The organism is Pseudomonas sp. CROZ-RG-20F-R04-15 (genome assembly GCF_022662375.1).
Taxonomy (GTDB): Bacteria; Pseudomonadota; Gammaproteobacteria; order Pseudomonadales; family Pseudomonadaceae; genus Aquipseudomonas.
Window position 1 is genome coordinate 45,290 of the sequence record NZ_JAKNQL010000029.1, and the last position, 23,088, is coordinate 68,377.

Here is a 23,088-nt window from a genome sequence, read left to right on the forward strand (position 1 = left end):
CCGCTACACGTTTGGAGTGAAGGGAATGACTCAGTTTCACCGCATCGCCGCTCTGTTGGCACTGGCTTTTGTGCTCGGCGGTTGCACCAGCAAACCGGTTTACAACGCCAAGGAAGAGTTCTCGCCGAACCTAGGCTTCACCCAGCCACAGATGAGCCGCGCGATCGTCACCGCGCTCAATGACCGTCAATGGGTGGTGCAATCGGTGCGTCCGGGCATGATCAAAGCGGCGATCACCGTGCGCGGTCGCCATCACGCCGAAATCGATATTCCGTTCACCCCGACCTCGTTCGAAATCGACTACCGCAGCAGCTACGGCCTCGACGCCAAGGACGGCAAGATCCACGGCAACTACAACCGCTGGGTCAACCGCCTGCGCGACAACGTACTCAAAGAGCTGTCGATCAACCCGGACATCGAAGCCGTCAACAACCTCGGCATCATCAAACAAGGCGCTGACGAGCCGACTTACCTGAGCTTCCGTGAAGGCGTCAAACGCGCCACCGACGCCGGCCTGCTCGACGGCAGCGTGAAGTTCTACCTGGCCGGCGAAACCTTGCCGAAACAGGTGCGCAAACTCGACACCGTGAGCAGCAGCCGCAAAACCAACGGCTCGAACAAGTCCGACGAAGACGCCTGCTTCTGGGCCCTGCAATCGGCTCTGGCGACCCTGCAGAACGCGGCGAAAAAAGCCGACGCCAATGCGGTGATCAACATCGCCAGCGTCGACCAGCGTGAGCTGTACAAGGACACCGAGAAATTCCAGTGCCGTGCCGGGCTGGTAGTGTCGAGCGTGGCGTTGCGCGGGGATCTGGCGCACGTGGATTGATGGGATTGTAGAAACGACAAAGGGCGCCATTCGGCGCCCTTTGTCATTCAGCCCGGATCAAGTACTGGCGTGTAACTTCAATCCTAACGCCTTCACCACTTTCAGGATTGTTCCGAACTCGGGGTTTCCTTCACCTGATAGTGCGCGGTAGAGGCTCTCTCGGGACAACCCTGCATCACGTGCGACCTGAGTCATGCCTCGCGCTCTCGCTATGGTGCCAAGTGCCTTGGCGATAAAAGCCGGGTCATCTCCAGCCTCCTCCATGCAGGCGTCCAGATAGTTAGCCATGTCCTCTTCTGTCTTGAGGTACTCGGCTGAGTCCCAACGAGTGAATTTTTCGGTCATGGGTTTTGCTCCTGCCAGGACTCCGCGATGAGCCTGGCTTGCTTGATATCTCGGGGTTGGCCGCTCTTGTCTCCGCCGCAAAGGAGGATGACCACTTGCCGACCTTGTTGCATGAAATAGACTCGATATCCGGGGGCCATAGTCAATTCTGACTTCGCTGAGCCCTTCACCGATAGCTTTGACATCGCCAAAATTTCCGTCAGCCATACGATCAATTCGCACCTAAATACGCATCCTGGCGCGACTATCAGCCAACTTTAAAATCCAGCTGGAAAATGTGGAACTTCGAAGAATCTCAGTCATGGCCGAAGTGTAGCCTTTGAGCTACACATACTCCACACTGTTTTCTCTGTAGCAGATGTACGGTGTCTACACTCTTTGAATCAGCGAATGTTCATCGCTACGTCAAGGAGATGACCATGCAAGTGAAAGCCCTGATCGCCGTCGCACTTTTCGCGCTACTGCCCAGCGCCAGCCACGCCACCAATCTGATGTACATGCCCTTCGAAACCGTGCTGTCGGACGCGATTCGCGCCGGACGGCTGGATGGCAGTGTGAAGTTCTATCTGCTCGGTAATGGGCCGCAGGGGACTCAGCAGTTGCTGCGCAGCGGGGTGATCAGTGATTTGAAGACCAACGGATTCAACAAGAGTGATCACGATTCTTGCGAGTGGGTACTGCAGTCGAATCTGATCAAGTTGCAGGCCGATGCCAAGCGGGTCGGGGCGAATGCAGTGGTCAATATCGTCAGTTACTACGACCAGCATGTGCGCAAGGATTTGAATACATATGAATGCCGGGCAGGGGTTTTTGTCACGCGGGTGGCGTTGAAGGGAGATTTGGTGCGGTTGCCCTGAATTGGGTGGTGCCTGCTCGCGATTTGATTGCGCAGCAATCACGCCTTTGAAGGTTCGACTTTGCGCGTGAGTAAATCTACGAACGCCTTGGCCATCGGCGACTTTTGATCCTTGCGCTGCACCAGCCACACCGCAGACACCGCTTCCGGATCGAGCAACGGTCGGTAGACCACGCCATCGATGCGCATCCGCTGATAGGACGCCGGCAGTACCGAAACCCCCAACCCCGCTGCGACCAGACCGATGATGGTCATCGCCTCCCCCGCCTCTTGGGCGAAGTGCGGGCTGAACCCGGCATCGCGCGCCAGACTCAGCAATTGCGCATACAGCCCGCTGCCGTAACTGCGCGGAAAGAACACGAACGGCTCCAGCGCCAGCGCCGAGAGGAACAAGCCCTCCTCCGACCCCTGCGCCAGTGGATGCTTGGAACCGAGCACGGCGACCAGCGGCTCGCGCATCAACTCGACCACGCTGAGCGAATCCGGCAACCCCAGCGGGCGCATGATCCCGACCTCGATTGATTCATCCACCAGGCCCTCGGCGACTTGCGTGCTGCTCATCTCACGAAGGTTGAGGTGCACCGCCGGAAAACGCTGGCGAAAGGCAAAGATCGCCTGGGGAATGGTCGAGTTGAACGGCGCCGACGAGGTGAAACCAATCTTCAATTCCCCCAACTCCCCGAGTTGCGCACGCCGGGCCACATCCGCCGCTTTATCAACCTGCGCCAGCACCAATCGCGCCTCTTCGAGAAACAATCGCCCGGCCTCACTCAGCTCGACCCGACGATTGGTCCGTTCGAACAGCCGCGCGCCAACCTCTTGCTCCAGCGCCTGAATCTGCTGGCTCAGCGGCGGCTGCGAGATGCCCAGCACTTGTGCGGCGCGGCCGAAGTGCAGTTCTTCGGCGACGGCGATGAAGTAGCGCAGATGACGCAATTCCATGAAAACCCCATTAGGTCGTTAAAGCTATCAAACAGGTCGAACAATATATTGGATAGAAACATTAGCCAGCTATATGATTTTTTCATTGCCTGCCTGGCCGTGCCCTCCGAGGTCTGAAGTGAAAACTGCTGTCGCGCCCCTAGCCCATGAAGTCCCGCCCGCTGCGGCGGACGATGTCGTCGCCGAGCTGCAAGAGATCTACATCGAAAAAGGTACGCCGATGTTCATGCGCACGGTGCTGGCGCTGTTCAGCGGCGGTTTCGCGACGTTTGCCCTGCTGTATTGCGTGCAGCCAATGATGCCGCTGTTGTCCCACGAGTACGGAATCAATGCGGCGCAAAGCAGCCTGATTCTTTCGGTGGCCACCGGCATGCTCGCCATCGGCCTGCTGATCACCGGGCCGATTTCCGATCGGGTCGGGCGCAAACCGGTGATGGTGACCGCGCTGTTCGCGGCAGCGCTTTGCACCATGGCCAGTGCAATGATGCCGAGTTGGGAAGGTGTGCTGATCATGCGTGCGCTGATCGGGCTGTCGTTGAGCGGGCTGGCAGCGGTGGCAATGACCTATCTGAGTGAAGAAATTCATCCGCAACACATTGGTCTGGCGATGGGTTTGTACATTGGCGGCAACGCGATTGGCGGGATGAGCGGGCGCTTGATCACCGGTGTGCTGATCGACTTCGTCAGCTGGCACACGGCGATGTTGGTGATCGGTGGTTTGGCGATGATTGCCGCAGCGGTGTTCTGGAAAATCCTTCCGGAGTCGCGCAACTTCCGTTCGCGCTCAATGCACCCACGCAGTTTGCTCGACGGTTTCACCATGCACTTTCGTGATGCTGGGCTGCCGCTGCTGTTTCTGGAGGCGTTCGTGCTGATGGGCGCGTTCGTCACGCTGTTCAACTACATCGGCTATCGCTTGCTGGCGGCGCCGTACAACCTCGATCAGGTGTTCGTTGGATTGTTGTCGGTGGTGTATCTGTCAGGGATCTACAGCTCGGCGAAGATCGGATCGCTCGCCGATAAACTGGGGCGACGCAAGGTACTGTGGGCGACCATTGCGCTGATGTTTGCCGGTCTTGCCTTGACGATGTTTACGCCGCTGCTGCTAGTGATCGTCGGGATGCTGATTTTCACCTTTGGCTTCTTTGGCGCGCATTCGGTGGCGAGCAGCTGGATCGGCCGCCGTGCGACCAAGGCCAAGGGGCAGGCGTCGTCGCTGTATCTGTTCAGCTATTACGCCGGGTCGAGCATTGCCGGGACGGCGGGTGGGGTGTTCTGGCATCTGGGTGGCTGGAACGGGATTGGCCTGTTCATCGGTTCGCTGTTGCTGATCGCACTGCTGGTGGCGTTGAAGCTGGCAAAACTGCCGCCGTTGCAAGGTGTTAAGGCCTGATACAAAACCCAATCTGGGAGCGAGCCTGCTCGCGAAGGCGTTGTGTCAGTTCATACAACTGTGGCTGATCCACCGCTTTCGCGAGCAGGCTCGCTCCCACATTTGATCCTCGTACGACGTTGGATTGTGCAAACAAAAACGCCCGGCATATGCCGGGCGTTTTTTATTGAAGCACGATCACTCGTGATACTGCGCCGATAGCTCATGCACCGCGCTCAGGAACGCACCGGCGTGCTCCGGATCAACCTCAGGCGTGATGCCATGGCCAAGGTTGAACACGTGGCCGCTGCCCTTGCCGTAGCTGGCCAGAATGCGCCCGACTTCAGTGCGGATCGCTTCCGGTTTGGCGTAGAGCACGGTCGGGTCCATGTTGCCTTGCAGGGCAACCTTGTCGCCAACACGGGCGCGGGCGTTGCCGATGTCGCAGGTCCAGTCCAGGCCCAGTGCGTCGGCACCAGCCTCGGCGATGCTTTCCAGCCATAGGCCGCCGTTTTTGGTGAAGAGAATCACCGGCACTTTGCGACCGTCGTGTTCGCGGATCAGGCCGCTGACGATTTTCTTCATGTAGGCCAGCGAGAACTCCTGATAAGCCGCCGCCGACAGGTTGCCGCCCCAGGTATCAAAAATCTGCACGGCTTGCGCGCCGGCCATGATCTGGCCGTTGAGGTACGAGATCACCGACTGCGCCAGTTTATCCAGCAGCAGGTGCATGGCTTGCGGGTTGTCGTAGAGCATGGCTTTGGTCTTGCGGAAGTCTTTCGACGAACCGCCTTCAACCATGTAGGTCGCCAGGGTCCACGGGCTGCCGGAGAAACCGATCAGCGGCACACGACCGTTCAGCTCGCGACGGATGGTGCTGACCGCGTCCATCACGTAGCCGAGGTCTTTGTGCGGATCCGGGATCGGCAGGGCTTCGATATCGGCGAGGGTGCTGACGACTTTCTTGAAACGCGGGCCTTCACCGGTCTCGAAGTACAAGCCTTGGCCCATGGCATCGGGAATGGTGAGGATGTCGGAAAACAGGATCGCCGCGTCCAGTTGTGGATAGCGGTCGAGCGGTTGCATGGTGACTTCGCAGGCGAATTCCGGATTCATGCACAGGCTCATGAAATCACCGGCCTGGGCGCGGCTGGCGCGGTACTCCGGCAGGTAGCGGCCGGCCTGACGCATCATCCACACCGGGGTGACGTCTACGGGTTGCTTGAGCAGGGCGCGGAGGAAACGGTCGTTCTTCAGGGCAGTCATGTCGGCATCCGGAAAAAAAGTGCGGGCATTTTCTCAGAGCGCGACGCAAAAGGCACGGATGCAGGTCAGCCTTTTGTCTATCGGGTCAATTTATTGCGCTGGAATGGGTAATCAGCAACCCTGAAAAACAACTGTGGGAGCGAGCCTGCTCGCGAAGAGGCCGGCACATCCAACATTCAAGTTGGCTGACAGACTGCTTTCGCGAGCAGGCTCGCTCCCACATTTTTGATCGCATTTCAGCTTGAAATGTAATCAGACGCCCAGGTAATCGAGGATCCCTTCGGCAGCATTGCGCCCTTCGAAGATCGCCGTCACCACCAGGTCGGAACCGCGCACCATGTCGCCACCGGCGAAGATTTTCGGGTTGCTGGTCTGGTGCTTGTACTGACCTTGCTCAGGAGCAACGACGCGGCCCTGGCTGTCAGTCTGGATTTCGAACTGCTCGAACCACGGCGCCGGGCTCGGGCGGAAACCGAACGCGATGACCACGGCATCAGCCGGGATGATCTCTTCGGAGCCCGGGATCGGCTCAGGGCTGCGACGGCCACGGGCGTCCGGCTCGCCGAGACGGGTCTCGACCACTTTGACGCCTTCGACCTTGTCTTCACCGACGATGGCGATTGGCTGACGGTTGTAGAGGAATTTCACCCCTTCTTCCTTGGCGTTCTTCACCTCTTTGCGCGAGCCGGGCATGTTTGCTTCGTCACGACGATAAGCGCAGGTCACCGATTTGGCACCCTGACGGATCGACGTGCGGTTGCAGTCCATCGCCGTGTCGCCACCGCCGAGCACCACAACCTTCTTGCCTTTCATGTCGACGAAATCTTCCGGCGACTTTTCAAAGCCCAGGTTGCGGTTGACGTTGGCGATCAGGAAGTCCAGCGCGTCATACACGCCCGGCAGATCCTCACCGGCAAAACCGCCCTTCATGTAGGTGTAGGTGCCCATGCCCATGAATACTGCATCGTATTCGGCGAGCAGTTGTTCCATGGTCACGTCTTTGCCGACTTCGGTATTCAGACGGAACTCGATGCCCATGCCGGTGAAGACTTCGCGACGATTGCTCAGCACGGTCTTCTCAAGCTTGAACTCGGGGATGCCGAAGGTCAGCAAGCCACCGATTTCGGGGTTCTTGTCGAACACCACCGGGGTCACGCCGCCGCGTACCAGCACGTCGGCACAGCCCAGCCCCGCCGGGCCCGCACCGATGATCGCGACACGTTTGCCGGTCGGTTTGACCTTGGACATGTCCGGGCGCCAGCCCATGGCGAACGCGGTGTCGGTGATGTACTTCTCGACCGAACCGATGGTCACCGCGCCGAAGCCGTCGTTAAGGGTGCAGGCACCTTCGCACAGACGATCCTGCGGACAGACCCGGCCGCAGACTTCCGGCAGGGTGTTGGTCTGGTGCGACAGCTCGGCGGCCTGGAGGATGTTGCCCTCGGCCACCAATTTGAGCCAGTTGGGAATGAAGTTGTGCACCGGGCACTTCCATTCGCAATACGGGTTGCCGCAACCCAGGCAGCGGTGGGCCTGGTCGGCCGACTGCTGGGGTTTGAACGGTTCGTAGATTTCGACGAACTCTTTCTTGCGTTGACGCAACAGTTTCTTCTTCGGATCTTTGCGCCCGACATCGATGAACTGGAAGTCGTTATTCAGACGTTCAGCCATTGTTAAAACCTCATCAAACTCTTCAGGCGCATATCACTGCGGGTTGGCACGAGTGCTGGAAAGCAACGACTTCAGGTTGGCAGCCTTGGGCTTGACCAGCCAGAAACGGCGCAGGTAGTCATCGAGGTTTTCGGCGAGTTCACGACCCCACTCGCTGTCGGTTTCCGCGACGTACTCGTTCAGCACGTTTTGCAGGTGGCTGCGATAGGCTTCCATCGCCTCGCCGCTGATCCGCTGGATTTCCACCAGTTCGTGGTTGACCCGGTCAACGAAGGTGTTGTCCTGATCGAGCACGTAGGCGAAACCACCGGTCATGCCAGAGCCGAAGTTGTAACCGGTCTTGCCCAGAACGCAGACAAAACCACCGGTCATGTACTCACAGCAGTGATCGCCAGTGCCTTCCACAACCGTGTGGGCACCGGAGTTGCGCACGGCGAAACGCTCGCCTGCGGTGCCGGCGGCGAACAGCTTGCCGCCCGTGGCGCCATACAGGCAGGTGTTGCCGATGATGGCGCTGTCCTGAGTTTTGTAAACGCTGCCCTTCGGCGGCACGATGGTCAGCTTGCCACCGGTCATGCCTTTGCCGACGTAGTCGTTGGCGTCGCCTTCGAGGTACATGTTCAGACCGCCGGCGTTCCACACGCCGAAGCTCTGGCCGGCAGTGCCTTTGAAGCGGAAGGTGATCGGCGCTTTCGCCATCCCCTGGTTGCCGTGCTTGCGCGCGATTTCGCCGGAGATCCGCGCGCCGATCGAACGGTCGCAGTTGCAGATGTCCAGGTCGAACTCGGCGCCGCTCATGTCGTTGATCGCCGACGAGGCCATCTCGACCATTTTCTCGGCCAGCAGGCCTTGGTCGAACGGAGGGTTGCGCTCAACGCCGCAGAACTGTGGCTTGTCCGCCGGAATGTGATCGCTGCCCAACAGCGGCGTCAGATCGAGGTGGTTTTGCTTGGCGGTCTGGCCTTCGAGGATTTCCAGCAGATCGGTGCGACCGATCAGCTCTTCGAGGGAGCGCACGCCGAGTTTGGCCAGCCACTCACGGGTTTCTTCGGCGACGTAGGTGAAGAAATTCACCACCATGTCGACGGTACCGATGTAGTGATCCTTGCGCAGCTTCTCGTTCTGCGTCGCAACGCCGGTGGCGCAGTTGTTCAGGTGGCAGATACGCAGGTATTTGCAGCCCAGCGCGATCATTGGCGCAGTACCGAAGCCGAAGCTTTCGGCGCCGAGGATTGCAGCCTTGATCACGTCGAGGCCGGTTTTCAGGCCGCCGTCGGTCTGCACCCGGACTTTGCCGCGCAGGTCGTTGCCGCGCAGGGTCTGGTGGGTTTCGGCGAGGCCGAGTTCCCACGGTGCGCCGGCGTACTTGATCGAGGTCAGCGGCGAAGCACCGGTGCCGCCGTCGTAGCCGGAGATGGTGATCAAGTCCGCGTAGGCCTTGGCCACACCGGCGGCGATGGTGCCGACGCCTGCTTCGGCTACCAATTTGACCGAAACCAGTGCTTTCGGGTTGACCTGCTTGAGGTCGAAAATCAACTGCGACAAGTCTTCGATCGAGTAGATGTCGTGGTGCGGCGGCGGCGAAATCAGGGTTACGCCCGGCACTGCGTAACGCAGCTTGGCGATCAGCCCGTTGACCTTACCGCCCGGCAGTTGCCCGCCCTCGCCCGGCTTGGCGCCTTGGGCGACCTTGATCTGCAGCACTTCGGCGTTGACCAGGTATTCCGGGGTTACGCCGAAACGGCCAGTCGCGACCTGCTTGATTTTCGAGCTCTTGATGGTGCCGTAACGCGCCGGATCTTCACCACCTTCACCGGAGTTGGAACGCGCGCCGAGGCGGTTCATGGCTTCGGCCAGGGCTTCGTGAGCTTCCGGCGACAAGGCGCCCAGCGAGATACCGGCGGAGTCGAAGCGCTTGAGCACCGATTCCAGTGGTTCGATTTCACTGATGTCCAGCGGTTTGTCGAGGGTCTTGACCTTGAACAGGTCGCGGATCATCGACACCGGACGGTTGTCCACCAGCGAGGTGTATTCCTTGAACTTGGCGTAGTCGCCCTGCTGCACAGCGGCTTGCAGAGTGTTGACCACGTCCGGGTTGTAGGCGTGATATTCGCCACCGTGGACGAACTTCAGCAGACCGCCCTGCTGGATCGGCTTGCGCGGGCTCCAGGCTTCGGTAGCCAGTGCTTTCTGCTCGGCTTCGATGTCGACGAAACGCGCACCCTTGATGCGGCTCGGCACGCCACGGAAGCTCAGGTCGCACACTTCTTCGGACAGGCCAATGGCCTCGAACAGCTGCGCACCACGGTACGAGGCGATGGTCGAAATGCCCATCTTCGACAGAATCTTAAGCAGGCCTTTGGTGATGCCTTTGCGGTAGTTCTTGAACACCTCATAGAGGTCGCCCAGCACTTCACCGGTACGGATCAGGTCGCCCAGCACTTCGTACGCGAGGAACGGATAAACCGCCGAGGCGCCGAAACCGATCAGCACCGCGAAGTGATGCGGGTCACGGGCGGTCGCGGTTTCAACGAGGATGTTGGAATCGCAACGCAGGCCTTTTTCGGTCAGGCGGTGGTGCACCGCACCGGTCGCCAGCGAGGCGTGGATCGGCAGCTTGCCCGGGGCGATATGACGGTCGCTCAGGACGATCTGGGTACGCCCGGCGCGCACGGCTTCTTCAGCCTGATCGGCAACGTTGCGGATCGCCGCTTCGAGGCCGACGCTTTCGTCGTAGTTGAGGTCGATGATCTGCCGCTCGAAACCCGGGCGGTCGAGGTTCATCAACGAGCGCCACTTGGCCGGCGAAATCACTGGCGAGCTGAGGATCACGCGCGAGGCGTGTTCCGGCGACTCCTGGAAAATGTTGCGCTCGGCACCGAGGCAGATTTCCAGCGACATCACGATCGCTTCACGCAGCGGGTCGATCGGCGGGTTGGTGACCTGCGCGAACTGCTGACGGAAGTAGTCGTACGGCGTACGCACGCGCTGCGACAGCACGGCCATCGGCGTGTCGTCGCCCATCGAACCCACGGCTTCGTAACCTTGCTCGCCGAGCGGACGCAGGACCTGATCGCGCTCTTCGAACGTGACCTGATACATCTTCATGTATTGCTTGAGCTGATCGACGTCGTAAAACGCCGAACCGTGGTCGTTGTCTTCCATGGTCGCCTGAATGCGCAGGGCATTCTTGCGCAGCCATTGCTTGTACGGATGACGGGACTTCAGGCGGTTGTCGATCGCATCGGTGTCGAGGATCTGCCCGGTTTCGGTGTCCACGGCGAAGATCTGGCCCGGGCCGACGCGGCCCTTGGCAATCACGTCTTCCGGCTTGTAATCCCACACGCCGATTTCCGAAGCGAGGGTGATGAAACCGTTGGTGGTGGTGACCCAGCGCGCCGGGCGCAGACCGTTACGATCGAGCAGGCACACCGCGTAACGACCGTCGGTCATTACCACGCCGGCCGGGCCGTCCCACGGTTCCATGTGCATCGAGTTGTACTCGTAGAACGCACGCAGATCCGGGTCCATGGTTTCGACGTTCTGCCACGCCGGCGGAATGATCATCCGCACGCCACGGAACAGGTCGATGCCACCGGTGACCATCAGTTCGAGCATGTTGTCCATGCTCGAGGAGTCGGAACCGACACGGTTGACCAGCGGGCCGAGTTCTTCCAGATCCATCAGATCGTTGCTGAACTTGGTCCGACGGGCCTGCGCCCAGTTACGGTTACCGGTGATGGTGTTGATCTCGCCGTTGTGGGCGAGGAAGCGGAATGGCTGCGCCAGCGGCCATTTCGGCAGGGTGTTGGTGGAGAAGCGCTGGTGGAACACGCAGATCGCGGTTTGCAGGCGCTCGTCACTCAGGTCTGGATAAAACGCGGCCAGATCGGCCGGCATCATCAGGCCTTTATAGATGATGGTCTTGTGCGAAAAGCTGCAGATGTAGTGGTCGGAGTCGACGGCGTTGGCCACCGACGAACGACGACGCGCACTGAACAGCTTCACCGCCATGTCCTGATCGCTCAGGCCTTCGCCGCCGATGTACACCTGCTCGATCTGTGGCAGGCGCTCAAGGGCCAGGCGGCCGAGGACGCTGGTGTCGATTGGCACTTTGCGCCAGCCGATCAACTGCAGGCCTTCAGCAAGGATCTCGCGGTTCATGTTCTCGCGAGCGGCTTCGGCCTTGGCCGGATCCTGGTTGAAGAAGACCATGCCCACCGCATATTGCTTGGGCAGTTCGACGCTGAAGGTTTCCTGGGCAATGGCACGCAGAAACGCATCAGGCTTTTGAATCAGCAGACCGCAACCGTCACCGGTCTTGCCGTCGGCATTAATCCCACCGCGGTGGGTCATGCAGGTCAGGGCCTCAATGGCCGTTTGCAAAAGGGTATGACTGGGCTCGCCCTGCATATGGGCTATCAGGCCGAAACCGCAGTTATCCTTGAATTCATCTGGTTGGTACAGACCTGCTTTCATAGACACTTTCTCACCAGGCTGCCTCTTTTCGAGGCAAATTTCTTTTCAATTCAACCACTTGCATTCCGCGCCGAACGTACGCCGGCTTGGCGGGGGCAAAAGGGTGGTCATTGTACACAGCGACACAGAGGCTCACAAATTTGACGACGAAATGTCGCAAATTCATGTCGCATTTGTGAAAGGTTTAAAGCGATCTGCTGTGCTAGTCAAAACTTTTTTAATTTTGACCGCAACGACTCAAAGACTACTATGACGCAGACACCACAAGGCACGCGACCTGGAAGGAAGCGCGCACTCGTAGAAATTTTGAGGTGCTTGGAGAGGCGGCCTGGGTAAGGCCGCCGAATCTTCAGCGAGTTGTTGCCAGTTCCTGTTGGACGCTGGCGACAGTGCGAGGCCAAGGTTTACCAGCCTGAACCTTCGCTGGCAAGGCCTTGATGGCAGAAACGGCCGCATCACGATTGGCAAAGTTGCCGTAGGTGATCACGTAAAGCGGTTTGCCGTTGAGGACTTTCTTGAAATAACGGTACTCGCCACCCTGCTCCTTGACGAAGCTTTGCGCGGCTGCCTCGGAGCTGGTGCCGAGGATCTGCACCACGTAGTTGCCGGTCGGCTGACCGGCGTACCAGCTGCCACCGGCGGCTTTGGCAACGGTCACCGGCTTCTCGGCCGTTTTGGCCGCAGCGACTGGCTTGGCCGGCGCTGGAGCCGGTTTCGCTGCTGGTGCTGCCGGAGCAGGCTTGGCGGTGGCGACTTGCGTCGGCGCTGGCGTCGGCTTGGCGGCAGGCAACGGAACCGGTGTCGGCGCTGGACCGGCCGGAACGCCCGCAGGCGGTGCGGAAGTGGTAACGGTCGGCGGGGTATTGCTGGAACCTTCCAGCGGCACACCATCGTCGCCTTCGGTAATGCCACCGGCCGCTTCGGCCAACGGACCGCGCATCACCGGTTGCGAGTTGCCGACCAGCGGCAACGGCATCGGCTGTGTATTACCGGCGAACTCGACGTTCGGCGCGCCGCCATTGGCTGCGCCCTGGCCCAATGGCAACTGTGCCTGCTCATTGGCCGGTGCACCGGTGGTCGGCGCCTTGTTGCGACCCGGCATCAGCCAGGCGGCAGCGACCGCGACCACAACGACGGCGGAAATCGCCAATACGTGTTTCTTCGGCATGTTGAACCCCATACTTGGACGCTTGACCGCAGAGCGGCTGGCAATCATGACTTCGATCAGAGCATCGCGAGCGACCTGGTTGATGTTGCCCGGCCAACCCTCGGCGCTTTCGTGAATATCAGAGATCTGATCTGCGGTGAAAAGTTCGACGCCCCGGCCTGCGCCTTCAAGCCGCTGGTCGAGATATTCGCGGGTCTCTTCTTCGGTGTACGGCTGCAATTCGATGACATGAAAGCGCTCTTCCTCAAGGTGCAAGGCCTCAAGCTGCGCGATCAGCGACGACTCGCCGAACAGGAACACGTGCGGGCGACCTTCCGGTGCGCCGGCGCCCAGCGCCATCAGCGCTTCGAGGGCGGATTCGTCGAGCTGCTCGGCGTCATCCACCAGCAGATAGACTTCCTGACCGGTCAATGCGAGTTGCACCACTTGATCGAGAATCGCGCCAACTTCGGCCTGAGCGACGTTCAGCGCCTGCGCCACCTGGCGCAGCACGCCAGCGGCATCACCGGCACCACGGGCGGAAACCACCACGCTCTGCACCGACTGCTTGTTGGTGCTGGCGACCAGCGCCTGACGCAACAACGTCTTGCCGCTGCCCTGTGGGCCAGTGACCACCAGTAGCAACTGGCTGTAACGCGCCAGATGATGCAGTTGACCCAGCACCGGTTTGCGCTGGGCCGGAAAGAATTTGAAGCCCGGCACGCGCGGCGCGAACGGGTCGTGACTTAACTGGAAATGGCCGAGGAACGCCTCGTCGGCATGCAAACTAGTCATCGGAATCTTATTAACCTTTAAGCTGAGCCAGGGCGCGGTAATCCGCTCCCAGCGTGGCCTGTAGAACCTCTTTCGGATAATCGTCGGTCACTACCGCTTCGCCCATCCGGCGCAGCAGCACCAGGCGCAGACGACCGTCGATCACTTTTTTGTCGATTGCCATGTGTTGAAGAAAATCGGCTTCGCTCATTTCAGTCGGCGGCACCACCGGCAGACCGGCACGCTGGAACAGCCGAATGCCGCGATCACGCTCCGCGTCACTGATCCAGCCCAGACGGGCAGACATTTCCAGCGCCATCACCGTGCCAGCCGCGACCGCTTCCCCGTGCAACCAGACACCATAGCCCATGTGGGTCTCGATGGCGTGGCCGAAGGTGTGGCCAAGGTTGAGCGTGGCGCGTACGCCGGTTTCTTTCTCATCGGCGCCAACGACCGCAGCCTTGGCCGCGCAAGAGCGCTCGATCGCGTAAGTCAGGGCTTTCTGGTCCAGCGCGCGCAGGGCATCGACGTTTTCTTCGAGCCAGGTCAGGAATGGCTCGTCGCAGATCAGCCCGTACTTGATGACTTCTGCCAGACCGGCAGACAGTTCGCGCTCTGGCAGGGTTTTCAGGGACGCCGTATCGATCAGCACCACGTTCGGCTGGTAGAACGCGCCGACCATGTTCTTGCCCAGCGGATGGTTGATACCGGTTTTGCCGCCCACCGACGAATCGACCTGGGACAGCAACGTCGTCGGGATCTGGATGAAGTCGACGCCGCGCTGGTAACAGGCAGCGGCGAAACCGGCCATGTCGCCGATCACACCGCCGCCCAAGGCGATCACAGTGGTACGGCGGTCGTGACGGGCGGTCAGCAGACCGTCGAAGATCAGTTGCAGGGTTTCCCAATTCTTGAAGGCTTCGCCGTCCGGCAGCACCACGGAGATTACCGAGAACTGCGCGAGGCTGCGGGTCAGACGTTCGAGATAGAGCGGCGCAACGGTCTCGTTGGAGATGATTGCCACCTGCCGCCCGTGGATGTGCGGCGCCAGCAACTCAGGCTGATCCAACAAACCTTCGCCAATATGAATCGGGTAGCTGCGCTCGCCTAGATCGACCTTGAGTGTCTGCATGTGTCCCCACAGTGAAGATGGAAGCAGGCGTCCTGCCCTGAATTATTGTTTATCTGCGGCCTGTAGCGGGTATGACGCCGCTCGCACGCCATCCGCCACAACCTCGACGGGCTGTGACAGGACGCCGAGGATAGCGCATTTCGAGCGATGCTTTAACGGGGAGGTAACTGCGCCAGACGATCGAGAATGTCGAGTACGACCATGCGGGGCGGCCGTTCGTCGGTTTCTACCACTAGATCGGCGATTTCCCGATAAAGCGGATCACGAATCGCCAGCAGGTCGCGCAGGGTTTTTTCCGGATTGGCCGTGCGCAGCAACGGTCGATTGCGGTCGCGCGATGTGCGTCCGACCTGCTGCTCAACGGAGGCGTGCAGATACACCACTCGCCCACCCTCATGCAGGGCCTTGCGATTGGCATCGCGCATGACTGCACCACCGCCGGTCGCCAACACCACGCCATCGAACGCGCACAGCTCGGCGATCATCGCCTGCTCACGGTCACGAAAGCCGGGTTCGCCTTCCTTGTCGAAGATCCACGGGATATTGGCGCCCGTGCGCAGTTCAATTTCCTTGTCGGAATCTTTGAACGGCAGGCGCAGCTCTTTGGCCAGCAACCGGCCGATGGTGCTTTTGCCAGCGCCCATCGGTCCTACAAGAATCAAATTTCGCACAGAATCAACGACTCACAGCAATCGCCTGGTTATTCATGATACGTGGTGTGAGAAATACCAGCAGCTCGGATTTTTTCTCCGAAACCACATCACGCCGGAAAAGGCGGCCAAGATACGGCACATCGCCAAGAAATGGCACCTTATCTACGACCTTGCTTTGAGTATTTGAGAAAACACCGCCAATCACGATGGTTTCGCCGTCGTTGACCAGCACCTTGGCATTGACCTCGTTTTTCTTGATCGGCGGTACATCCTGCACTTTGTTCAGGTAATCCGGTTCATCCTTGGTGACCTTGACCTCCATGATGATGCGGTTATCGGGAGTGATCTGCGGGGTCACTTCCAGCGACAGCGAGGCCTCCTTGAACGACACCGACGTCGCGCCGCTGGAGCTGGCTTCCTGATAGGGAATCTCGGTGCCTTTGAGGATTTTCGCGGTTTCCTTGTCGGAGGTGACGACCTTGGGCTGCGAAACGATTTCACCGTTGCCGGTTTTCTCCATGGCTGTCAGCTCAAGATCGAGCAAGACATTGTCGGTGATGAACGCGATGCCGATCCCTGAAGTATTGTTGACGGTGCCCATGTCGACGAACGGCGAGTTGGTACTGGTGCTGCCAGGAGTACCAATGGTGCTCGACGAACCGTTGACCCCGGAGGCGTTCCAGTTGCCCTTGTTCTGGATCGAACCGCCCCAGCGCACGCCCAGACTCTTGTCATAATCGACGTTAGCCTCGACGATCCGCGCCTCGATCATTACCTGACGCACCGGGATATCCAGCTGTGCCACGATCCGCCGCAGTTCGTCGAGACGATCCTGAGTCTGGTAGGCAATGATGTTATTGGTCCGCTCATCGACGGTGATCGAGCCACGCTCGTCGATTTTAGCCTCGGCACTGGTGACCGACTGGAACAGCTTGGCGATGTCCGCTGCCTTGGCGTAGTTCACCTGCAACAGTTCGCGACGCAGTGGTGCCAGTTCGGCAATCTGCTTCTGCGACTCCAGCTCCTGGCGCTCGCGGGCAGCGATTTCATCGGCCGGAGCAACCAGCAGCACATTGCCGATCTTGCGTTTATCCAGGCCCTTGGTTTTCAACACCAGATCCAGCGCCTGATCCCACGGCACGTTCTGCAGGCGCAAGGTGATACCACCTTGCACCGTGTCGCTGGCGACAAGGTTGAGGTTGGTGAAGTCGGCGATCAGTTGCAGCACTGAACGCACATCGATGTCCTGGAAATTCAGCGAGAGCTTTTCGCCAACGTACGCCTGACGGTCAGCGTTACGCTTTTGCAGGTCATCCACTGTCATCGGACGGATGCTGACTGTCAGCTTGTTGTCGGTCTGAAAGGTGGAGTACTCGTAAGTCCCGCTGGGTTCGACGCTGATGACCGTGCGATCACCGCTCACAGCCGCGTTGACGAACTGCACCGGGGTGGCGAAATCCTTGACGTCGAGACGTACCCGCAGCTTTTCCGGCAGTTGTGTGCGGGCAAAGCTGAGGATGATCTTGCCGTCATGCTCCTGGATATCCGGAGCGATGGTCGGGTCGGAGAGGTCGATGACCACATTGCCCTCACCTGCCGTACCCCGCTGGAAATCCACGCCGCGAATGGCCCGGTTTTTCGGCACAAAGGCCTTGGCCGGTGCCGTAGCCGCTACCGCAGTGCGTGGTGCAACGGCTGCAGCTCTCGGCGCCGCCGCTGGCGCGCCCTGCCCGACCACCACAAACAGATTGTTGCCCTCGACCCGCGTGTTGTAAGGCGCCAGTTGCGTCAGACTGACGATCAGCCGCGTGCGATCCTTGGCTTCGACTACCGTGGCGGTGCGTGCATTGCCGCTGCCCAGATCAAGGTTCTTGCTGGCCAACTGGCTGGCAACACCGGGCAAATCCAGGGCGATCCGCGCCGGCGATTCGGTGGTGTAGCCCTTGGGCTGTGGCGGCGGGCCGTCGAACGACAGCTTCAGCTCGACGCGATCACCCGGCAACGCCGCCACATCCAGCGTCTTCAGATTGGCCGCGAGTACCATCGGCGACATCAGCGCTATCCATAGCGAAAAACCGAGGGTGGAGAAAATCCTGTTCATTGTTCGACTTCCACTATGAGTGCTCTTTCAAAGGAATGGTGCGCGGACGCTCCAGCCAGGCGCCTTCGCCGTCGGGGACGATTTCGACGACATCGACCTGGGTGGCGCTGATGGCGATGATGCGGCCGTCATTGCGTCCCAGGTAATCGCCGACTTTCAGCCGATGCACCCCGCCCGCCCCGCGCAATAGCGCAAAGGAGCCGGAAACATTGGAGATCGTGCCGACCATCTCGAACTGCTCGATGTTGAAACCTTCGAGGTATTGCTTGACCCGGTTGGGGTCGGGTTTGACATTGCGCGAGCCATGTTTCTGTCCGGCCAGATCGACGCGCACCTGGCGCGAGAACGGACTGCGCAGATTGGCAGCGCTGTACGTGAATGTGGGGTAAGACCGGAATGTCGGGGTGGGTTCAATCTTGCCCGCCGGGCGCAGGCGCACTTCGTTCATGTAAGCGTCGAGATCGCTGAAGTCATCGCTGCTACCACAACCGTTCAGCGCGAGCAGCGTCATCGACAACGCGATGTAACGAATCGGGGTCATTTCTGCAGCCCCTTGTCGTTATAGCGGTAGGTCTTGGCAAGGATGCTCATGCGCAGCTTCGGCCCGCCCTCTTTATCGGCGGGAGCGAGTTCGAAATCATGCAGGGTGACGATGCGCGGTAGCCCGGCCACGCCACTGACGAACGTGGCAAGGTCGTGGTAAGCACCGGTGACGGTGATCTGGATCGGCAGTTCAATGTAAAACTGCTGAGTGACTTCCGGCAGCAGTTTGATCTCTTCAAACTCCAGGCCGCTGCCCAGCCCCGTGCGAGTGATGTCTTCCAGCAAGCCCGGCACTTCGGTGTCACTGGGCAATTGCCGCAGCAACACGCCGAAGGTGTTTTCCATTTCTTTCATTTGCTGGGTGTACAGCTCAAGGTTGGCGGAAAGACGCGCCTTGCTGGCAAATTGTTCCTTGAGCGTAGCCTCCTCTTCGCGCTTGGCCTCCAGCTGGTTTTCCAGATCACTGATGAAAAAGTTATAGCCAAGCGCCAACACCAGCACCATCAACAGCGCCCCGGCGATGGCTTTGACTGCCGCCGGCCACGAGCCGATGTTGCTGGTATCGAGGTCGTTGAAATCAATCTCGCGCAGACTTTCCAGCCATTCGGACGGCTTCATTGCTCGTCCTCCACGGTGTGCGGCTGGGTCTGCCGTACGGTCAGCTCAAACGTGTTGGCCTGATCCACCTGGCCCGCCGTCGTCGCTTTCACCTCATTGAGGCTCGGCGCGTCGAACCAGTCGGAGGCGTCCAGATTGCGCATCAACTCGGAGACCCGGTTGTTCGACTCAGCGGCACCACTGATCGACAGGGTCTTGCCGGCCATTTTCACGTCAGTGAAATACACCCCGTCCGGCAGCGTACGCGCCAGTTGATCGAAGATCCGCCCGCTGATCTGCCGATTGCCCTGCAAGTCCTGGATGATGCGCATGCGTTCGACCAGTTGCTGGCGATGCGCCTTGAGATCGCTGATCTGTTTGATCCGCTCGTCGACCACGGCGATCTGCTTGCCGATGTAGTCGTTGCGCGCCACTTGTCGCTCAATCGCCGCACTGATGATCTGATCGGCAATCAGCACCGCACCGACCGAGCCGACGACGACACCGATCAAGGCCAGCAGAAAGCGTTTGCGGCGTTCTTCGCGGCGCTCTTCACGCCAGGGCAGGAGGTTGATCCGCGCCATCAGTCGAAACTCCTGAGCGCGAGCCCGCAGGCGATCATCAGGGCCGGCGCATCGCTAGCGAGCGCTCCGGCATTGACCTTGCTGCTCAAGGCCATATTGGCAAACGGATTGGCCACCTGCGTCGGCGTGTTCAGGCGCTGCTCGATCAGTCGATCCAGCCCGGGCACTGACGCCGTGCCACCGGCCAGCAGAATGTGGTCAACCGCGTTGTATTGCCCCGAGGCGAAGAAGAACTGCAACGAGCGCGACACCTGTTGTACCAGCGCGTCACGAAACGGCTGCAAGACCTCGCTGATGTAATCATCGGGCAAACCGCCCTGTTTCTTCGCCAGCCCCGCCTGCTCGATGGTCAGGCCATAACGACGCTGGATTTCCTCAGTCAGTTGCCGACCACCGAACAATTGCTCGCGGGTGTAGATGATCTTGCCGTTGTGCAGAACGCTGAGGGTAGTCATGGTCGCGCCGATGTCGACCACCGCAACCGTCAGGCGCTCCTGCGAGGCGGCCAGTTGCGTGGCGAGCAGCCCGAAAGAGCGTTCCAGCGCATAGGCTTCGACATCGACGACCCGCGCGGTCAGCCCGGCGAGCGCGAGCGCCGCTTCACGGACTTCGACGTTTTCCTTGCGACAGGCGGCCAGCAGCACGTTGACCCGTTCTGGGTTACGCGGCGAAACGCCCTGGACTTCGAAATCGATGGCGACTTCGTCCAGCGGATAAGGGATGTATTGATCAGCTTCGATCTTGAGCTGGTTTTCCAGTTCGTCGTCGGAAAGTCCGGCGTCCATTTCGATGATTTTGGTAATCACCGCAGAACCGGCCACTGCAACTGCCACCCCCTTGAGCCCGGTGCGCGCCTTGACCAGCACCCGACTAAGGGCCTGGCCAACGCCTTCGAGTTCGGCGATGTTTTTCTCGACCACGGCGTTGGCCGGCAATGGCTCGACCGCGTACGCCTCAACCCGGTAGCGATCACCCTGACGGCTCAGTTCCAGCAGCTTCACCGAGGTGGAGCTGATGTCGATCCCCAGTAACGTATTGGTCTTTTTATTGAAGAGTCCCAGCACTACCAATTCCCTATGACTTTCCGTGAGTTACGGACTCTGTAATACGCATTGCGTTCCTTCACCCCGTCTTGACAGAAGCGCAAATGACGCCCCCAGCAGAAAAGTGCTTATAATGCCCAGCGTTTTTTTCCGCTTTTTACTGCAAGCGCGGACGGTTCTGTGTGTAGCCGGAACCCCGTCGCCAAATTCATTCTTTGCCCTGGATGTCCAAACGCCTTGATTCGTCTGCTGAAATTTTTCGGTTGGTCCATCGTCGCCGTTTTCTGCGGACTGCTTTTAGGTCTCAGCGGCGCGTTTCTTTACCTTAGTCCGGGTTTGCCGTCTGTGGAGGCTCTGCGAAGCATTCAGTTGCAGATTCCGTTGCGGGTCTACTCCAGCGACAACAAGTTGATCGCAGAATTTGGCGAAATGCGCCGGACTCCGATCCGTTTCGCCGACATTCCCCCCAATTTCATTAATGCGTTACTAAGTGCTGAAGACGACAATTTCGCCAACCACTACGGTGTCGACCCGAGCAGCCTGATGCGCGCCGCGACACAATTGGTCAAAAGCGGACACATTCAGTCTGGCGGCAGCACCATCACCATGCAGGTGGCGAAGAACTTCTTCCTGACCAGCGAGCGCAGCTTCTCGCGCAAAACCACCGAAATTCTTCTGGCCCTGCAGATCGAGCGGCAGCTGACCAAGGACGAGATCCTTGAGCTGTACGTGAACAAGATCTATCTGGGCAACCGTGCCTACGGCATCGAGGCTGCGGCGCAGGTGTATTACGGCAAGTCGATCCGTGACGTCAGCCTCGCGCAGATGGCGATGATCGCCGGCCTGCCGAAAGCCCCGTCGCGCTTCAACCCGCTGGCCAACCCGGCGCGCAGTAAAGAACGTCGCGACTGGATCCTCGGGCGCATGTACAAGCTCGGCAAGATCACCGAAGCGGATTACACCGCCGCGATCAACGAACCGCTGAACGCCAGCTATCACGTGCCAACCCCGGAAGTGAACGCGCCGTACATCGCCGAAATGGCCCGTGCCGAAATGGTCGGCCGTTATGGCAGCGACGCCTACACCGAAGGTTTCCGCGTCACCACCACGGTGCCGAGCAATCTGCAGGAAATGGCCAACACCGCGCTGCACGAAGGTTTGATGACCTACGACCAGCGCCACGGCTACCGTGGCCCCGAGTCGCGCCTGCCGGGCAAGACTCGCGAAGCCTGGGCCAGCGAACTGACGAAACAACGCACCATCAGCAGCCTTGAGCCGGCCATCGTCACCCAGGTCGACAAGAACGGCCTGCAAGTGCTGACCCGCACCGGTGAAGAACACGTTGCCTGGGACACCATGAAATGGGCGCGACCGTTCCTCAACACCAACAGCATGGGCGCCACTCCGCGTCAGCCGTCGGATGTTGCGCAGGTTGGCGATCTGGTTCGTGTGCAGCGTCAGAAAGACAATTCACTGAAATTCAGCCAGATCCCGCAGGCACAAGGCGCGCTGGTGTCGCTGGATCCGCAGAACGGCGCGATTCGCTCGCTGGTCGGCGGTTTCGCCTTCGAACAGAGCAACTACAACCGCGCGATGCAGGCCAAGCGTCAGCCGGGTTCGAGCTTCAAGCCGTTCGTCTACAGCGCTGCGCTGGATAGCGGCTACACCGCGGCCACGCTGGTCAACGACGCGCCGATCGTGTTTGTCGACGAATACCTGGACAAGGTCTGGCGCCCGAAGAACGACACCAATACGTTCCTCGGCCCGATCCGCTTGCGTGAGGCGCTGTACAAGTCGCGCAACCTCGTATCGATCCGCTTGCTGCAAGCAATGGGCGTAGGCAAGACCATCGACTACATCACCCGCTTCGGCTTCAACAAGCAGGATCTGCCGCCGAACCTGTCGCTGGCGCTGGGTACTGCAACGCTGACGCCAATGGAGATCGCCACCGGCTGGAGCACGTTCGCCAACGGCGGCTACAAGATCACCCCGTACATCATCGACAAGATCGAAAGCCGCAACGGCGACACGCTGTTCGTTGCCAACCCGCCAACCGTGCCTCAGGGTGGTTCGGCGACGGACGGTATCGCGGCACCACACAGCGACTCGTTCACCGTGAACGCTGCGCCAGTGCCAGGTGAGGCATCGGGCAATGCGGCAGTGCCACAAGCACCCGCCGTGGCTGAGCGGATCGTTGATGGCCGCACCACCTACATCCTCAACAGCATGTTGCAGGACGTGATCAAACTCGGCACCGGCCGTCGCGCACTGGCCATGGGCCGCAGCGATATCGCCGGTAAAACCGGTACCACCAACGAATCGAAAGATGCCTGGTTCTCCGGTTACAACGCCGATTACGTGACCACGGTCTGGACCGGTTTCGACCAGCCGGAAAGCCTTGGCCGTCGCGAGTTTGGCGGCACCGTGGCGCTGCCGATCTGGATGAACTACATGTCGGCTGCGCTGAAGGACAAGCCGCCGCACGTGCAGCCTGAGCCGGAAGGCTTGCTGAGCCTGCGCGTGGATCCGGTCAGTGGCCGTGCGGCGACGCCAAGTACACCGGGCGCGTACTTCGAGCTGTTCAAGTCCGAAGACACGCCGCCGTCGGTGAATGAGCTGGGCAATGGCACTGCGCCAGGTAGCCCGCTGCCGGCGGATGAGCAGGCGCCGATCGATTTGTTCTGATCCCGCGGCATTGGAAAGCCCCGCCTTCGTGAGAAGTGCGGGGCTTTTTATTGCCTGAAGATAAAGGGC

17 protein-coding genes and 1 pseudogene are annotated in these 23,088 nt (G+C 59.9%); 4 read left to right on the top strand and 14 right to left on the bottom strand.

The annotated features are described in order from the left end of the window. The first annotated feature begins 25 nt into the window (after positions 1–25). The gene (locus tag L8H52_RS27110) at positions 26–829 is read left to right on the top strand and encodes a hypothetical protein (RefSeq protein ID WP_242209613.1); all 804 of its coding nucleotides are present in this window, start codon (positions 26–28) and stop codon (positions 827–829) included. Between the two features lie 57 nt (positions 830–886). Here L8H52_RS27110 and L8H52_RS27115 read toward each other — a convergent pair whose 3' ends face one another. Next, positions 887–1,174 (bottom strand): addiction module antidote protein, encoded by a 288-nt coding sequence (locus tag L8H52_RS27115; RefSeq protein WP_038360089.1) that lies wholly within the window; start codon positions 1,172–1,174, stop codon positions 887–889. Then, positions 1,171–1,477, bottom strand: a pseudogene (locus L8H52_RS27120) (type II toxin-antitoxin system RelE/ParE family toxin). Before L8H52_RS27120 ends, L8H52_RS27115 begins: the two are co-directional and overlap by 4 nt. Before the next feature lie 116 nt (positions 1,478–1,593). Here L8H52_RS27120 and L8H52_RS27125 point away from each other — a divergent pair. Then, entirely contained in the window at positions 1,594–2,031 is a 438-nt protein-coding gene (locus tag L8H52_RS27125) for an excinuclease (RefSeq protein WP_242209614.1), read from the top strand. Between the two features lie 38 nt (positions 2,032–2,069). On the opposite strand, the gene L8H52_RS27130 is transcribed toward L8H52_RS27125, so the two are convergent. Further along, positions 2,070–2,972 (bottom strand): LysR family transcriptional regulator, encoded by a 903-nt coding sequence (locus L8H52_RS27130; RefSeq protein WP_099757784.1) that lies wholly within the window; start codon positions 2,970–2,972, stop codon positions 2,070–2,072. A 118-nt stretch (positions 2,973–3,090) separates the two neighbouring features. Here L8H52_RS27130 and L8H52_RS27135 point away from each other — a divergent pair, with 118 nt between their 5' ends. Continuing rightward, positions 3,091–4,365, top strand: a complete 1,275-nt coding sequence (locus L8H52_RS27135) for an MFS transporter (RefSeq protein WP_242209615.1) — start codon at positions 3,091–3,093, stop codon at positions 4,363–4,365. A gap of 177 nt (positions 4,366–4,542) precedes the next feature. Here L8H52_RS27135 and hemE read toward each other — a convergent pair whose 3' ends face one another. From hemE to L8H52_RS27190, 11 genes are all read right to left on the bottom strand, one after another. Beyond that, positions 4,543–5,610: a uroporphyrinogen decarboxylase gene (gene hemE / locus L8H52_RS27140; protein WP_242209616.1), complete on the bottom strand. Its 1,068-nt coding sequence runs from the start codon at positions 5,608–5,610 to the stop codon at positions 4,543–4,545. Positions 5,611–5,862: 252 nt separating this feature from the next. Continuing rightward, positions 5,863–7,281 (bottom strand): FAD-dependent oxidoreductase, encoded by a 1,419-nt coding sequence (locus L8H52_RS27145; protein WP_007909438.1) that lies wholly within the window; start codon positions 7,279–7,281, stop codon positions 5,863–5,865. 33 nt (positions 7,282–7,314) lie between these two features. Next, positions 7,315–11,760, bottom strand: a complete 4,446-nt coding sequence (gene gltB, locus L8H52_RS27150; RefSeq protein ID WP_242209617.1) for a glutamate synthase large subunit — start codon at positions 11,758–11,760, stop codon at positions 7,315–7,317. A gap of 349 nt (positions 11,761–12,109) precedes the next feature. Next, positions 12,110–13,702 (bottom strand): AAA family ATPase, encoded by a 1,593-nt coding sequence (locus L8H52_RS27155; protein WP_242209618.1) that lies wholly within the window; start codon positions 13,700–13,702, stop codon positions 12,110–12,112. 10 nt (positions 13,703–13,712) lie between these two features. Then, positions 13,713–14,813 carry a 3-dehydroquinate synthase gene (aroB, locus tag L8H52_RS27160; RefSeq protein ID WP_242209619.1) on the bottom strand — a complete coding sequence of 367 codons (1,101 nt, stop codon included), beginning with the start codon at positions 14,811–14,813 and terminating at the stop codon, positions 13,713–13,715. A gap of 152 nt (positions 14,814–14,965) precedes the next feature. Beyond that, positions 14,966–15,484: a shikimate kinase AroK gene (gene aroK / locus L8H52_RS27165; RefSeq protein WP_011332081.1), complete on the bottom strand. Its 519-nt coding sequence runs from the start codon at positions 15,482–15,484 to the stop codon at positions 14,966–14,968. Between the two features lie 4 nt (positions 15,485–15,488). Then, positions 15,489–17,567 (bottom strand): type IV pilus secretin PilQ, encoded by a 2,079-nt coding sequence (gene pilQ / locus L8H52_RS27170; protein WP_242209620.1) that lies wholly within the window; start codon positions 17,565–17,567, stop codon positions 15,489–15,491. 13 nt (positions 17,568–17,580) lie between these two features. Beyond that, positions 17,581–18,108 (bottom strand): pilus assembly protein PilP, encoded by a 528-nt coding sequence (locus L8H52_RS27175; protein ID WP_242209621.1) that lies wholly within the window; start codon positions 18,106–18,108, stop codon positions 17,581–17,583. Next, positions 18,105–18,728 carry a type 4a pilus biogenesis protein PilO gene (gene pilO, locus L8H52_RS27180; RefSeq protein ID WP_242209622.1) on the bottom strand — a complete coding sequence of 208 codons (624 nt, stop codon included), beginning with the start codon at positions 18,726–18,728 and terminating at the stop codon, positions 18,105–18,107. The genes L8H52_RS27175 and pilO overlap by 4 nt, the downstream gene beginning before the upstream one ends. Then, entirely contained in the window at positions 18,725–19,291 is a 567-nt protein-coding gene (locus tag L8H52_RS27185; protein WP_242209623.1) for a PilN domain-containing protein, read from the bottom strand. Before L8H52_RS27185 ends, pilO begins: the two co-directional genes overlap by 4 nt. Continuing rightward, positions 19,291–20,355: a pilus assembly protein PilM gene (locus tag L8H52_RS27190; RefSeq protein ID WP_242209624.1), complete on the bottom strand. Its 1,065-nt coding sequence runs from the start codon at positions 20,353–20,355 to the stop codon at positions 19,291–19,293. The genes L8H52_RS27185 and L8H52_RS27190 overlap by 1 nt, the downstream gene beginning before the upstream one ends. 216 nt (positions 20,356–20,571) lie before the next feature. Between L8H52_RS27190 and L8H52_RS27195 the strand changes: the two genes are divergently transcribed. Further along, positions 20,572–23,019 (top strand): penicillin-binding protein 1A, encoded by a 2,448-nt coding sequence (locus tag L8H52_RS27195; protein WP_242209625.1) that lies wholly within the window; start codon positions 20,572–20,574, stop codon positions 23,017–23,019. Positions 23,020–23,088: the final 69 nt, after the last annotated feature.